The organism is Microbulbifer elongatus (genome assembly GCF_021165935.1).
Classification (GTDB): Bacteria; Pseudomonadota; Gammaproteobacteria; order Pseudomonadales; family Cellvibrionaceae; genus Microbulbifer; species Microbulbifer elongatus.
Map to the genome: position 1 here is coordinate 41,535 of NZ_CP088953.1, position 14,627 is coordinate 56,161.

Below are 14,627 nucleotides of genomic sequence, written 5' to 3' on the forward strand. Positions count from 1 at the left end.
ACCATTCTATGGGCAAAACGAAGACGACTCCATGAAACGGCTTACATCTGCACAGCGCACAAAAAAGGGCGGATACCCTCAGTAGAGTACCCGCCCTGGGTCCGTTGCCGGCGTTTCAGTGAATCAGGCAGATGCGGCCACCGGCTCACAGGTGTCCTGGACATCACTGAGCCAGCCCATATGCGCCTGACTTTTCCCCTGTACCGCGTCGAAGTACATCTGCTGCAGACGTTTGGTGATGGGGCCGCGACGGCCAGAACCGATGACGCGACCATCCAGCATACGGATCGGCAGCACTTCCGCCGCGGTACCGGTAAAGAAGGCCTCGTCGGCGATGTAAACCTCGTCGCGAGTGATGCGTTTTTCTTTCACCTTATAACCGCACTCCTCGGCCAGCTGGATCACCGACGCGCGGGTGATGCCGTCAAGACAGGAGGTCAGTTCCGGGGTGTAGATCACGCCGTCGCTCACCAGGAAGAAGTTTTCGCCACTGCCTTCCGCTACATAGCCTTCCGGGTCCAGCAGCAGGGCTTCTTCGCAGCCGTTGCGGATGGCCTCCTGTAGCGCCAGCATGGAGTTGATGTAGTTGCCATTGGCCTTCGCCTTACACATGGCAATGTTCACGTGGTGGCGGGTATAGGACGAGGTATTCACCTTGATACCCAGTTCACGGGCTTCCGGGGTCATGTAGCTCGGCCACTCCCAGGCGGCGACGATCACGTGGGTCTGCAGGGCGTCGGCACGCAGGCCCATACCTTCCGACCCGTAAAATACCATCGGGCGCAGGTAGGCTTCCTTGAGGCCATTTTCCCGCACCACCAGACGCTGGGCTTCGTTGAGCTGCTCTTCGTCATACGGCATGGGCATATTCATGATCTTGGCGGAACGGAACAGACGACGAGTGTGTTCGCTCAGGCGAAAGATGCTGGTGCCGCCATCGGCGGTTTCGTAGGCACGCACGCCTTCAAATACGCCCATTCCATAGTGCAGGGTGTGAGTGAGTACATGTACCCGGGCATCGCGCCAGGGAACCAGTTCACCGTCAAACCAGATAACGCCGTCTCGATCGGCAAAAGACATGGGGATCTCCTACAAAATTCTATTACGCACTCTGTAGGAGTTCAGGCCTGGGGGAGGTGTCGAGCCCTGAGAAGGGATGATCGAATCAGTTCGCCAGCAGGCTGGCTCCTACAGCACAGAGCCAGGTGAAAAACAGTTTAAGCGGGCAGCGATTCAGGCACAGGGAAAGTCACGACTTACCCGAGCATCTGCTGCCAAGTTGTTTCAACGGTCTTTCTTTCCGCTTCGAATTGGTCACCGGATACAACCCCCGGCAGCTGTTGTAATGCCAGGCGATGACCTTCTGATCGGTAGGCTTTGTAGGCGTCGATCAAATGCGCGGCTTGGTGGGCCGGCATCAGGCCCGCCTCGGAGAGACTTTCGAGAATGCGGATATTGTCGGTGTATCGCACAATCGAAGGGGCGCCCTGCGCCCAGGCCAATGCAGCATATTGAACCATAAATTCAATATCGACAATACCGCCTGTGCCGCGCTTGAGATCGAATTGTCGATCATTGCTCTTATCGAGGTGTGCACGCATCTTATTGCGCATTTCCACCACCTCTTTACGCAATTTCTGTTCGTCCCGCGCCGCGCACAGAAGCTTGCTACGCAGATTTTCGAACGCCAATCCGAGGCGCGCGCTGCCAGCAACAGGCCGCGTGCGCACCAGTGCCTGGTGCTCCCAGGTCCAGGCGCTCTCCCGCTGATACTTTTCAAACGCAGACAGTGACGTCACCAGCAGGCCGGAATTGCCCGACGGGCGCAGGCGCGTATCCACCTCGTACAGGGGACCACTCAGGGTGCGGGTCTGCAGGATATGGATCAGGCGCTGGGCGAGGCGGGTGTAAAAACTCTGCGCATCCAGGGCGCGCTCGCCACTGGTATAACCGCTGCTGTCGGCGTCGTGCACAAACACGATATCCAGGTCGGACCCGTGGCCCAGCTCCAGCCCGCCCAGCTTGCCGTAGGCAACGATGGAAAAGCGCATATCCTCGGCACTGGCGTCTTTTGGCATGCCATGCTTTTCCACCACCTGTTGCCAGGCGAGGGTCAAGGACTGCTGCAGAATGGCTTCCGCCAGCCAGGTCAGGGAGTCGCTCACTTTCATCAGCGGCAGTGCACCGGTGACTTCCTGGGCGGCAATACGCAGGCTCTGCCCCTGTTTGAAATGGCGCAGCGCCTCCATCTGCGCTTCCAGGTCATCCTCATCTACCCGCAGCATATGCTGGCGCAGGTCATCGGCGATATCTTCCGCGGTGGACGGTTGCAGCAGGCGGCGCTGGTCGAGCATTTCGTCCAGCAGGATCGGGTGGCGCGCGAGCAGATCGGCAATCCAGGGAGAGGCGCTGCACAGACGCAGCAACTGGGCGAGTACCGGCGGGTTTTCGTTGATCAGCACCAGATAGGCACTGCGGCGCAGGATCGAGCGCAACAGGGGCAACACCCGCTCCAGCGCCAGCAGAGGATCGAGGGACTCACTCACCTCGGAGGCTGCCGCCAGTAACAGCGGCATGGTCTGGTCCAGGCGCTGGCGGCCGGTAGCGGGCAGTGCGGCGACGATGCGATCGCCGTGCAGGCTGGCAAGCGCTTCCAGGGCTTTGGCCGCGGGCTGGAAGCCGGCATTGTGCAGCTGCTCCAGCCAGTTGTCGCGATCCTCGGCGCGTTCACATCCGGCCCAGAGGAATTCCCACTGGTCCGAATCGGTGATCTCACTGCTCTCCTCCGGCGGCGCGATCACCTCGTCGAACTCGCGCTCAATGGCCGCGCGGGCCTGCACCAGTGCATCCTCCAACGTTGCCCAGTTGTCGTAACCGAGTGCAAACGCCAGCTGCTCACGGCGCTCGATCTCCGGCGGTAGCGTCTGGGTCTGGTGATCCTTCTCCGCCTGCAGACCGTGCTCCACCCGGCGCAACAACAAATAGGCCTCACGCAATTCCGCCGCGGCGCCCGCTGGCAGATGGCCGCCCTCCTCCAGCAGCGGCAGAACTTTCAATATATTGCGAACCCGCAAATCCGGCTCGCGCCCGCCACGGATCAGCTGAAATGCCTGGGCGATAAATTCCACCTCGCGGATACCGCCGCGGCCCAGCTTGATATTGTCGATCAGGCCGCGGGCGCGCACCTGGCGCTGGATCAGGGTTTTCATTTCCCGCAGCGCATCAATCACACTGAAATCGATATAACGGCGATAGGTAAAGGGTCGCAGCAGCTCCACCAGCTCCTCCGCCGCCTCGGCCGCTCCCTCGCCATCACCGCCACTCATGGCCACCGGGCGCGCCTTGATCATGGCGTAGCGCTCCCATTCGCGCCCCTGGGTCTGGTAGTAATCCTCCAGCGCCGCGTAATGACTCACCAGCGGGCCGCTGTCACCATAGGGGCGCAGACGCATATCCACTCGGAACACGAAACCATCGGCGGTCACGGCGTCGAGGGATTTGATCAGACGCTGCCCCAGCCGCTGGAACCAGGCCTGGTTTTCCAACGGCTTCTCTCCGTCACTCTGCCCGGGTTCCGGATAGGCAAAAATCAGATCGATATCGGAAGACAGATTCAGCTCCCGCGCCCCCAGCTTGCCCATGCCCAGCACCACCATGGGCTGAATAACCCCATCGCGGCTGCGGGGCTCCCCATGGCGCGCCACCATCTTCTCCCGATGCCAGTCGAGCGCCGCCTGAATACACACTTCTGCAAGCTCGGTAAGCCGCGCGCAGGCCGTGGGTATATCCCACTGACCGGCAAAGTCCCGATAGATCACCTCGGCATTCACCCGGTTGCGCAGATCGCGCAGCGCCTTCTCCAACTGTTCCTCGGTGTCGATCTCCGCCAGATCCGGCGCCACCAGCCCGCAGTCCTCATCGCGCAGAAAGTGTGCCAGCCACTCGGTATGCCGAGTACACTGCTGCACAAAGAAATCCGACCCCGCAAAAACCCGGGCCAACGCCCGACTCTTATGCTCGTCCAGCAGCACCTCCACCTCTGCCACTCTGTCCGCCACTTTCTCTGCCACTTTCTCCGCCCCGGCAGCGGCGCACCAATCCTCCCACCGCTGGGTAAGCAGCGCCTGATGTTGTGGTGGACAGAAATCCGTCAGAGACATGGTCAACTCCCTCTAAAGCCAGTACCGCCAATGCAATAGGCAAAGTGTACACCGACAGTCACAGGATTCCTCTCTGGCACACTTCCCCGCTCTTGAACTTTTACCACCCGCCCCTATCTAACTCACGCTTAACCACAATCAACGACAGCGATATCTCAGCGATCTTTCGTTTGAACCTTGTTTTTATTACGGGCCGGCCCGTTTTACGAGCATGACTATCTCGATGGATTACACAACACATTACACACCAGTGAATTCCCCTCGGGCTGCGACAACCGGTCGCCGCCCCATGCGACGCGTCCCTATCTACCTGCCCATCTCGCGTCCGCCGCCACACTGAACCCAGTTAAATATTTCATCGTTCGATGCGAAGGGGCCGCTACCGGGGGCCGCCTTTTGAGACCTTCTAAAACAGGGACGTTTTAGAAGAGCCCCCATGGATGGGTTATCGGGGGGGCGCCTAGCCCGTGTCTCAAAAGGCGGCCCCCGGTAGCGGCACCGCCACAAGTACCCTAAACGAAGTCCAACCACCCCCTGACAACCAAACCAAAAGGAGGACAAGGTGCTGGAAGTCACCCACCTCAGCCGCTACTACGACGACTTCAAAGCCGTCGACGGCGTCAGTTTTAACATCGGAAAAGGCGAAATTGTCGGCCTGCTCGGCCACAACGGCGCCGGCAAAACCACCATCATGAAAATGCTCTCCGGCTACCTGGAACCGGATTCCGGCAGTGTCAGGATTGATGGCACCTCCATGGCCGACAAGCCCAAAACCCTGCAGCGGCAACTGGGCTACCTGCCGGAAAACCTCCCCGTGTACGGCGAAATGACCGTCGCCGACTACCTCGACTACGCCGCCTCCCTCAAAGGGCTCGACGGCAGAGACAAGGTCGACGAAATCCGCCGCGCCATCAAAGCCACCGAACTGGCCGACAAACTCCACGCCCGCATTCACACCCTCTCCCGGGGCTACAAACAGCGGGTCGGCGTCGCCCAGGCCATTCTCGGTCGGCCGCGCCTGCTGATCCTCGACGAACCCACCAACGGTCTCGACCCCACCCAGACCCGGCAGATGCGCGCCCTGATCAAAGAAATCGCCCGCGAAGCCACCGTCATTCTGTCCACCCACATCATGCAGGAAGTGGAAGCCCTGTGTGACCGGGTGCTGATCATCCACCGCGGACAACTGGCCGTGGACGAAAAGCTCGACAGCCTGCGCCAGTCCAATTGCATTCTGCTGGAAACCTCCGCCACCGACGCCCGCGAAGTGCTGGGCCGCCTCGGCACAGAGGAAGGCATAGAAACCATCGAGCCACAAAACAAACCCGGGCAATTCCGTATCACCCTGCGCAAGGACACCAATATCCGCAGCGCCAGCGCGGTCATCGCCCGCACCCTGATCGCCGCCGGTGGCGAGCTGTACCGATTGCAGCCGGAGCAGCGGGACCTCGAGAGCCTGTTCCGCCAGGTGAATGACAACCAGCACCGATCCAACCAACCCAACAACCAGAAAAAGTCGGAGGCACTGGAAAATGCGGCCTGAATCATCCCCTCCCGTGCGCGGCAAGCAACGGATCAAACGCGTCGCCGGCAAGGAGCTCACCCTGTTTTTCGCCTCGCCGGTGGCCTACCTGTTCCTCGCCACCTTTGCCGCCATCAGCCTGTTTGTCTTTTTCTGGGGCGAGGCGTTTTTTGCCCGCAACATCGCCGACGTGCGCCCGTTGTTCGAGTGGATGCCGCTGTTGCTGATCTTTCTCAGCAGCGCGCTCACCATGCGCCTGTGGAGTGACGAGCGCGCTAAAGGCACCCTGGAACATATCCTCACCCAGCCCGCGCCCCTGTGGCAGTTTGTGGTGGGTAAATTTGTCGCCTGCTTGGCGCTGCTCGGCATCGCACTGGCCATCACCCTGCCACTTCCGGTCACCGTGGCGATGATCAGCGACCTGGACTGGGGCCCGGTGTGGGCGGGTTATCTGGCCACCTTCCTGCTGGGTGCGGCCTACCTAAGCATTGGCCTGTTTGTCTCCGCCCGCGCCAGCAACCAGATTGTCAGCCTGATCGTGGCCTCCGCCCTGTGCGGCCTGTTTTACCTGATCGGCTCGCCGCTGCTCACCGACTTTTTCGGTAACAATGCGGGCGAGTGGCTGCGCAGCCTCAGTACCGGAGCACGGTTTGATGCCATCACCCGCGGCGTGCTGGATCTGCCGGACCTGTATTACTACCTGAGCCTGTGCGCGGTATTCCTCGCCCTCAACACACTGGTGCTGGAGCGCGAACGCTGGGCGATTGGCGGCGACCGCAAACACCGCCAGGCCTGGCACACGGTCACCGCCTTGCTGGTGGTCAACGCCCTGGGAGCCAATTTATGGCTGGGCCAGCTGAAAGCCCTGCGCGCGGATGTGACCGAAGGCAATCTCTACTCTATCTCTCCGGCCACCGAGCAATACCTGAACCAGCTGCAGGAGCCCCTGCTGATTCGCGGTTATTTCAGTGGCAAAACCCACCCGCTGCTGGCACCGCTGGTCCCGCAGATGCGCGACCTGTTGCGGGAGTATGAAGTCGCCGGCAACGGCCGGGTGCGGGTGGAAATCATCGATCCCACCCAAGAGCCGGAACTGGAAGAAGAGGCCAACCGCAAATACGGTATCGCCCCGGTGCCTTTCCAGGTGGCGGACCGCTACCAGGCCTCCATCGTCAGCTCCTATTTTGACGTGCTGGTGCAGTACGGGGACGAGTACGAAGTACTGGGCTTCCGCGATCTGATCGAAGTGAATGCGGAGCGGGAAACCGATGTGGATGTGCAGCTGCGCAACCCGGAATACGACCTTACCCGCGCGGTGAGAAAAGTGCTGCAGAGCTACCAGAGTGAAGGCAACCTGTTCGACACGGTAGAGGGCACACTGGCGTTTACCGCCTATGTCTCCGCTGATGAACAATTGCCCGAGCAGCTGGCGGAATTCAAACAGTCCATCCGCACCTCCGTGGAAAAACTGCAGGCCGACGCGGCCGACCGCCTGAGTGTCGAGTTTATCGATCCGCAGGCAGACGGCGGCGAGGTGGCCCGGCAGATTGCCGAAGACTACGGCTTCCAGCCCATGGCCGCGAGCCTGATCGGCCGGCCCTTCTATTTCTATCTGACCCTCGCCCGCGACGACCAGATCGTGCAGATTCCGCTGGATGACCTCACCGCAGACACCTTCGAGCGCAATCTGGAAGCGGGGATCAAACGCTTTGCCAGTGGCTTCACCAAGACTGTCGCCCTGGTGACCCCGGCGGATGATTTCAGCCACGGCATGGGCGGCGGCGCCCGCTTCAGCCAGCTGGAAAGCTTATTGGGCGCCGAGCTGAATGTGGAACGGGAGGACCTGAGTGACGGTCGCGTCTCCGGCAACGCGGATATTCTGATGTTGCTGGCACCGCGCAACCTGAGCGACAAAGCCCTCTATGCCGTTGACCAGTTCCTGATGCAGGGGGGCACCGTGATCGCGGCCACCTCGCCCTACAGCGCCAACCTGTCCAACCGCAGCCTGAGCCTCAACCGGGTCAACAGCGGCCTGGAACAATGGCTCGACCACATGGGCCTGAAGGTGGATAACCAACTGGTACTGGACCCGCAGAACAGCGCCTTCCCGGTACCGGTCACCCGCAATGTGGGCGGCTTCCAGCTGCAGGAACTGCGCATGCTCGATTACCCCTACTTTATCGACGTACGCGGTGACGGCCTGAACGCGGAAAATCCCATCACCGGCAATCTGCCCCAGGCCACCCTGAGCTGGGCTTCGCCCATTCGTGTGGACCAGGAAAAATCCGCAGAGCGCGCAATCACCCCGCTGCTGCACAGCTCGGAAAATGCCTGGCTGTCCAGCAGTACCAGTGTGATGCCCCGCTACGTGGACGGCCAGATCAGCGCCTTTACCCCGGAGGGTGAGCGCGGGTCGCACCTGCTGGGTGTGGTCAGCGCCGGCCGTTTTGATTCCTACTTTGCCGATAAACCGTCGCCGTTGGCGCAAGCAGAAAGTGCGACGGAAAGTACGAAGGAAAGTGAAGGGGAAAACGAAAGCGCGAGTGACACCAGCAAGCTGGAAAACCTGCCCAGCCAGATCAGCCGTTCGCCGGAATCCGCGCGCATCATTCTGTTCGCCTCCAACGACTTCCTGCGCGATCAGGTGGTGCGTATGAGTGGCGCCGCGGCCGGTGGTGACTACCTCAACACCCTGCAACTGGCGGCCAACAGTGTGGACTGGTCTCTGGAAGACGCGGGCCTGCTCAGCATCCGCGCCCGCAGTCACTTCAACCGCACCCTGCCCCCCATGGAGCAGGACGGCCGCCTGTTTTGGGAATCCCTGAACTATATCGCCGCACTGCTGGCACTGGGCATCGTCGCCCTGATCCAGCACCTGCGTAACCGCGCCCGCCAGCAGCGCTATCAACAACTGCTGGCCGGCTGAGGAGGAACTGAAGCATGAAAAATCTGCAAATGGCATTGAGCGGCGTGCTGGCCCTGCAGCTGGTACTGGCCGCGGGCCTGTTCTGGGAGTCCAGCTCCCGGCAGCAGGCCCAGGCACAAGCTACCCAGCTGGTACAGACGGAAGCCGACGCGCTGCAGCGACTGGAAATTACCGGCGACGACGAAACCGTTACGCTGGTGAAACAAGACGACCAGTGGCAGCTGCCGGAACTCCACCAGCTGCCGGTAAACAGCGACAAGCTGGATACACTGCTGGAAAAACTCACCGCGCTGAAAGGCAACTGGCCAGTGGCCACCAGCAACAGTGCCCGCGAACGCTTCGAAGTGGCGGAAAAAAAATTCCGCAAACACGTAAAGCTGTACACCGCAGAAGGTGATGAGCCGGCGCTGGAACTGTTCGTCGGCACCTCACCGGGGTTCCGCAAGGTGCACGTGCGCCGCGCCGATGACGACGCCATCTATGCGGTGGAATTGAACAGCTTTGACCTGCCGGTGAAGGCCGACAACTGGCTGGACAAAACCCTGCTGGCTGCCGGTGACCTGAAGCGTATCCAGGGGCCGGACTACACCCTGGAGAAAGCAGACGACGGCTGGGTTTTCGCTGTCGATGACGCACAGGAAGCCCCGGCCGTGGACCCGGGCAAGGCGCGGGAGTTGGCCACGGCGCTGGAAAAACTGCGGGTAACCAGACCCGCCGGGAAAACACCGGAAGCGGAGCCCACCGAGATTGTGGTGCAGGCCGATAACGGCGAACGGCGCTACCTCTTCGCCAGCGCGGACGACAAATACTATGTGCGCCGCGACGACCGCGATCAGTATTTTGAAATCGCCAAGTACGATTTCGATCGGGTGATGGATAAGCGCCACCAGGATCTGGTGCTGGTGGCGCGGGATGAGGAGGAACAGACCGCGGAGGAAGAAACCAGCAATACTCAGGAGGAAGATGCAAAAAGCTGAGATCTTGCAACCAATAAAAAACCGCGCACTGCGCGGTTTTTTATTGCTCGCTGAATACAAACCTTACTGTTCAGGGAAAAACAATTTGCCCTCCCCCATCTTGATCACATTGCCGCCGATGCGGCAGCGCACTTCCTTACCAGGCTTTTTATCAAATTCCGCATGCAGCACGCTCTTGCGGGACTCGAGACTGCCGCGATCTACAGAGAAGGTATGGGTACCGGCAGCGGTTTCCCCCTGCTCTGCCAGGTAGGCAATAAATTCCGGCATCACATTACCAATGGGTGGGAAAACGCCCTGCGCCAGAGTGGGATTTAACAGGCGACCGTGAAACTCGGTACCGCCGGTAATGGAGCCCGGGGCGAACAGGAACAGCTCCGAGGTGTACAGATCCCCCAGCAGCGCATTCCAGTGATCATGATGGAGACTCGCCGCCAGCACATGTTCCGCGCGGGTAAACGGAACGATCAGTGTCGGGGTATCCACACTCACCACCAGCGGCTTGTACTTGCTGAAGGTGATGTGTTTTTCCTCGGTATTCAACGCCGCCGCCAGGCGGGTAACGTCCGGGGTGTAGCGGTCTACAGTGGGGGAAAGTTCGCGGGCAAACTGGATATTGCCAGGTGTGCCGCGGTTGTCATCGATAAAGCTTTCGATCAGGCCCGAGTCCTGCTGCAACAGAAAGGAAGCAAAGCTGCCCTCACTTTTTGTCAGCCCCAGTTCAAATGCCATAAAAGACGCGGCGAGAATGGTGTGGGCACCAAAGTGCTGCTGGCCGCGACGGTTGTAGACACTGGCGGGGACCGAAGCCCCCGGCTCGATAAACACGGTTTCGGTCTGCTGGAATTCACTGGCAATGGCCTTCCTGGCCACCTCATCCAGAGTGTATCCCGCCAGGTTGACTACCGGGATCTGCGTGCCCTGAAAAGGTGCATCCGCAAAAACATCCAACAGGGTGTATTCAATCGCCATCAATCCATTCCTTTTTATTGTTGCCTTCCCTGACTATGCGCCACCGGACAATTTTTGCAAGCGTCCAGCAGACAAAGAGCGGTGTTTAAAATGCAATATCCGGCGGCGGCGCCACCCGCAGCACTTCCTGCACGGTGGTGATTCCCGCGGCCACTTTTCGCGCACCGGATAAACGCAGACTGTTCATACCCTCGCGCATACCCTGACGCCGCACCTGTTGCAGGTCGCAGTCGTGGGTGACCAGGGTCTGTATTCCCTCGCTGAACGGCAGGATTTCGTAAATACCCTGACGGCCGCGGTAGCCGGTATTGCGGCAATCGAGACAGCCCTCCGGCTGATACACCACTTCCGGCTTTGGCGCCTTCCAGGGTTTCACCAGCGCCTGCCAATCCTCGTCGCTCACTTCCGCCTTGCGCTTGCAGCTGGGGCAGAGGGTGCGCACTAGGCGCTGGGCCATCACCCCCAGTACCGTGGACTTCAACAGGTAGTGGGGAAGCCCCAGGTCCAGCAGGCGGGTCACTGCCGTAGGCGCGTCATTGGTGTGCAGGGTGGAGATCACCAGGTGGCCGGTGAGTGCCGCCTGCACCGCCATCTGCGCGGTCTCCAGGTCACGGATTTCCCCCACCATAATAATGTCCGGGTCCTGACGCATGAGGGTGCGGATACCGGCGGCGAAGTCCAGACCGATACTGTGGTGTACCTGGGTCTGGTTGAAGCTGTCTTCCACCATCTCGATAGGGTCTTCGATGGTGGATACATTCACCTCGGTGGACGCCAGCTGTTTCAGCGCGGTGTACAGGGTGGTGGTCTTACCGGAACCGGTGGGGCCGGTCACCAGCACGATACCGTTGGGGCGGGACAGCATGGTCTGCCAGCGGGCCAGGTCGTCACCGGCCAGGCCCAGGTCGGTATAGGAGCGCGCCAGCACTTCCGGGTCGAAGATCCGCATCACCAGCTTTTCACCAAAAGCGGTGGGCAGGGTGGAAAGGCGCAGTTCCACCTCGCTGCCGTCCGGGCGCTTGGTCTTGATACGGCCGTCCTGGGGTTTGCGCTTCTCCGCCACGTTCATGCGACCGAGGATCTTCAGGCGGCTGGTAATGGCGGCGTTGACCTGATCCGGCAGCTCGTGGATCGGGTGCAGCACCCCGTCGATGCGGAAGCGGATACGGCCGATGTTCCTTCGCGGCTCGATGTGGATATCACTGGCGCGCTGGTCGAAGGCGTGCTGCAGCAACCAGTCGACAATATTGACGATGTGCTGGTCGTTGGCTTCCGGATCCTTGAGGTTGCCAAGCTCCAGTAACTGTTCAAAGTTGCCGGCACCGGAGCTGCCCTTGAGACCACTGGCGCCGGAGATGGAGTTGGCTAGGGAGTAGAATTCGGTACCGTAGCGCTTGATGTCGGCGGGATCCGCCACCACCCGCTGCACGGTGCGGCCGCTGGTGTGCTCCAGCTGCTCTTCCCAACCGGAGGTATAGGGCTGGGCGGTGGCCACCAGCAGCATCTCCTTGGAGGCTTCCACGCACAGGATCTGGTGGCGTTTGGCAAACTGGAAGCTCATCACTTCGGTGACTTCCGCCACATTCACCTTGAGCGGGTCGATATGATAGAGCCCGTGGGAGGAGGTATCCGCCAGCCATTGGGTGAGCGTCGCCGCATCCAGAATCCGGCCGGGCTTTTTTTGGTTGGGCAGTTCGCAGCTGGCAATGTAGGTAAGCGGGTGCATCTGCGCCTGTTCCGCGGTGCGCGGGGTGCCGATCAGGCGGTTGGCGTCCATACGCGCCACAAAGCCCTCACTCACCAGGTCTTCCAGCAACCCGGGCAGGTCGAGAACCCGGTCTGCCCCTCTTGTCCCAGTGCTTACAGCCATACCCTGTCACCCGTCTACGCTTTATTGTGAAGGCGCATTGTAGCTCTTATGGCGAGCCGCAACAGTGCGCCGGTTGTCCCCAATAGAAACGAAACCGTCACGTCACTGTGACCTGCGCACAGGTTGGGGTACCATGCCGCCCAATTCGGCCGCCGCCCGGGTCATCCGGCGGCTTTTCAACCAACTGTCAGGACCGGAAAAAGGAACAGACCATGCCCCTGTCCAATATCGCCAACCTGTTCGGCCGCTCGCCGATCAAGCCGATCAAGGAGCACATGGCGACTGCCCACGAGGCGTCAGCGGATCTGGTGCCCTTCTTTGACGCCCTTATGAAGGGCGACTACAGCACTGCCACTACCGTTCAGCAGCGTATCTCCGCCAGTGAGAACCGCGCCGACGACATCAAGAAAGACCTGCGCCTGCACCTGCCGGACAGCCTGTTTATGCCGGTCTCCCGCACCGACCTGCTGGAGCTGCTGCACGTGCAGGACAAGGTGGCCAACAAGGCCCAGGATATCGCCGGGCTGGCCACTGGTCGCCAGATGCAGATTCCCGAATCCATGCACGACATGATGGCCACCTTTGTGGAAAGCGCCGTGGCGGCCTCTGCCCAGGCCCTCAAGGCCATCAACGAGCTGGACGAGCTGCTGGAAACCGGTTTTGCCGGCCGCGAAGTGGATATTACCCGCCGTATGACCGAAGAGCTGGACGATCTGGAACGCAAATCCGACGAGCTCGAAGTCAAAGTGCGCGCCGCGCTGTTCAAAATAGAAAAAGACCTGCCGCCGGTGGACGTGATTTTCCTCTACCGCGTTATTGAGTGGGTCGGTGACCTGGCAGATGAGGCCCACGGTGTGGGCAACCGATTGCAGCTATTGCTGGCGCGATAACGGGGAGAGAAATCGTGGATATCATTGCTCAGTACGGCCATATCTTTCTGATACTGGCCTGTGTATTTGGATTCTTTATGGCCTGGGGGGTCGGTGCCAACGACGTGGCCAACGTCATGGGCACGTCCGTTGGCTCCCGCGCCCTGACCATCAAACAGGCGATCATCATCGCCATGATCTTCGAATTTGCCGGCGCCTACCTGGCGGGCGGCGAAGTGACCTCCACCATCCGCAAGGGCATCATCGCCCCGGATCTGTTCAACGACACACCCGAGCTGCTGGTGTACGGCATGCTCTCCGCCCTGCTGGCAGCCGGCACCTGGCTGATGATCGCCAGTATTCTCGGCTGGCCGGTATCCACCACCCACTCTACTGTCGGTGCCATTGTCGGTTTCTCGGCAGTGGGGATTTCCGTGGATGCGGTGGCCTGGGGCAAAGTGGCCAGTATTGTCGCCAGCTGGGTAGTCTCTCCGGTACTCGCCGGCACCATCTCCTTCCTGCTTTTCCGCAGCGTGCAGCGGCTGATCCTCAATACCGAAGATCCCTTCACCAACGCAAAACGCTACATTCCCATCTACATGTTCGCGGTGGGTTGGATGATCGCCATGGTGACCCTCACCAAGGGCCTCAAGCACGTATTCAAGGACGCCGGCGTAACCCTGTCCTTCTGGCAGGATGCACTGATTGCCGGGGTCATCGGCCTGATCGTGATGGGCATCGGCATCGTCCTGCTGAAACGCATCAAGCGTGATCCCTCCATGGAAAAGGACAATCGCTTCGCGAACGTGGAGCGCGTATTCGCCATCCTGATGATTTTCACCGCCTGTGCCATGGCCTTTGCCCACGGCTCCAACGACGTGGCCAACGCCGTCGGCCCGCTGGCTGCCGTTGTGAATACCGTGCAACAGGGCGCGGTGACCGCCAAAGCGGTCATGCCGCCGTGGATCCTGCTGCTGGGTGGTGCCGGTATCGTTGTCGGTCTCGCCACCTACGGCTTCAAGGTAATGGCCACCATCGGCCGCAAGATTACCGAGCTGACCCCGAGCCGCGGCTTTGCCGCCGAGCTCGGCGCCGCCTCCACCGTGGTACTCGCCTCCGGCACCGGTCTGCCCATTTCCACCACCCACACCCTGGTAGGTGCGGTACTGGGTGTCGGCCTGGCCCGCGGTATTGGCGCACTCAACCTGCGCATGATCACTACCATCGCCGCCTCCTGGATCGTCACCCTGCCCGCCGGTGCCGGCCTGGCGATTCTGTTCTTCTTCTTTTTCAAGGGTGTCTTTGGCTGGTAATCGTGGCTGACAAGCCAA

9 protein-coding genes are annotated in these 14,627 nt (G+C 60.6%); 5 read left to right on the forward strand and 4 right to left on the reverse strand.

Annotation, left to right across the window (positions count from 1 at the left end; translation table 11 throughout):
- Nucleotides 1–123: 123 nt before the first annotated feature.
- Nucleotides 124–1,080: a branched-chain amino acid transaminase gene (locus LRR79_RS00200; RefSeq protein WP_231758433.1), complete on the reverse strand. Its 957-nt coding sequence runs from the start codon at nt 1,078–1,080 to the stop codon at nt 124–126.
- Nucleotides 1,081–1,256: 176 nt separating this feature from the next.
- Nucleotides 1,257–4,160, reverse strand: coding sequence for a bifunctional [glutamate--ammonia ligase]-adenylyl-L-tyrosine phosphorylase/[glutamate--ammonia-ligase] adenylyltransferase (gene glnE, locus LRR79_RS00205; RefSeq protein ID WP_231758434.1), 2,904 nt, complete (start codon nt 4,158–4,160; stop codon nt 1,257–1,259).
- Between the two features lie 562 nt (nt 4,161–4,722).
- On the opposite strand from glnE, the gene LRR79_RS00210 reads away from it, so the two are divergent.
- Genes LRR79_RS00210 through LRR79_RS00220 form a run of 3 tightly spaced genes read left to right on the forward strand, consistent with a single transcriptional unit; the run spans nt 4,723 to nt 9,585 of the window.
- Nucleotides 4,723–5,703 (forward strand): ABC transporter ATP-binding protein, encoded by a 981-nt coding sequence (locus LRR79_RS00210; protein WP_231758435.1) that lies wholly within the window; start codon nt 4,723–4,725, stop codon nt 5,701–5,703.
- Nucleotides 5,693–8,608, forward strand: coding sequence for a Gldg family protein (locus tag LRR79_RS00215; protein ID WP_231758436.1), 2,916 nt, complete (start codon nt 5,693–5,695; stop codon nt 8,606–8,608). Before LRR79_RS00210 ends, LRR79_RS00215 begins: the two co-directional genes overlap by 11 nt.
- 14 nt (nt 8,609–8,622) lie before the next feature.
- Nucleotides 8,623–9,585: a DUF4340 domain-containing protein gene (locus tag LRR79_RS00220; protein WP_231758437.1), complete on the forward strand. Its 963-nt coding sequence runs from the start codon at nt 8,623–8,625 to the stop codon at nt 9,583–9,585.
- A 63-nt stretch (nt 9,586–9,648) separates the two neighbouring features.
- Here LRR79_RS00220 and LRR79_RS00225 read toward each other — a convergent pair whose 3' ends face one another.
- Both LRR79_RS00225 and LRR79_RS00230 read right to left on the reverse strand, forming a co-directional pair.
- Complete coding sequence (locus LRR79_RS00225; protein ID WP_231758438.1) at nt 9,649–10,557, reverse strand: PhzF family phenazine biosynthesis protein; 909 nt, start codon at nt 10,555–10,557, stop codon at nt 9,649–9,651.
- Between the two features lie 85 nt (nt 10,558–10,642).
- The gene (locus tag LRR79_RS00230; RefSeq protein ID WP_231758439.1) at nt 10,643–12,427 is read right to left on the reverse strand and encodes a GspE/PulE family protein; all 1,785 of its coding nucleotides are present in this window, start codon (nt 12,425–12,427) and stop codon (nt 10,643–10,645) included.
- Nucleotides 12,428–12,639: 212 nt separating this feature from the next.
- Between LRR79_RS00230 and LRR79_RS00235 the strand changes: the two genes are divergently transcribed.
- Both LRR79_RS00235 and LRR79_RS00240 read left to right on the forward strand, forming a co-directional pair.
- Nucleotides 12,640–13,317: a TIGR00153 family protein gene (locus LRR79_RS00235; RefSeq protein WP_231758440.1), complete on the forward strand. Its 678-nt coding sequence runs from the start codon at nt 12,640–12,642 to the stop codon at nt 13,315–13,317.
- Nucleotides 13,318–13,331: 14 nt separating this feature from the next.
- Nucleotides 13,332–14,609 carry an inorganic phosphate transporter gene (locus LRR79_RS00240; RefSeq protein ID WP_231758441.1) on the forward strand — a complete coding sequence of 426 codons (1,278 nt, stop codon included), beginning with the start codon at nt 13,332–13,334 and terminating at the stop codon, nt 14,607–14,609.
- Nucleotides 14,610–14,627: the final 18 nt, after the last annotated feature.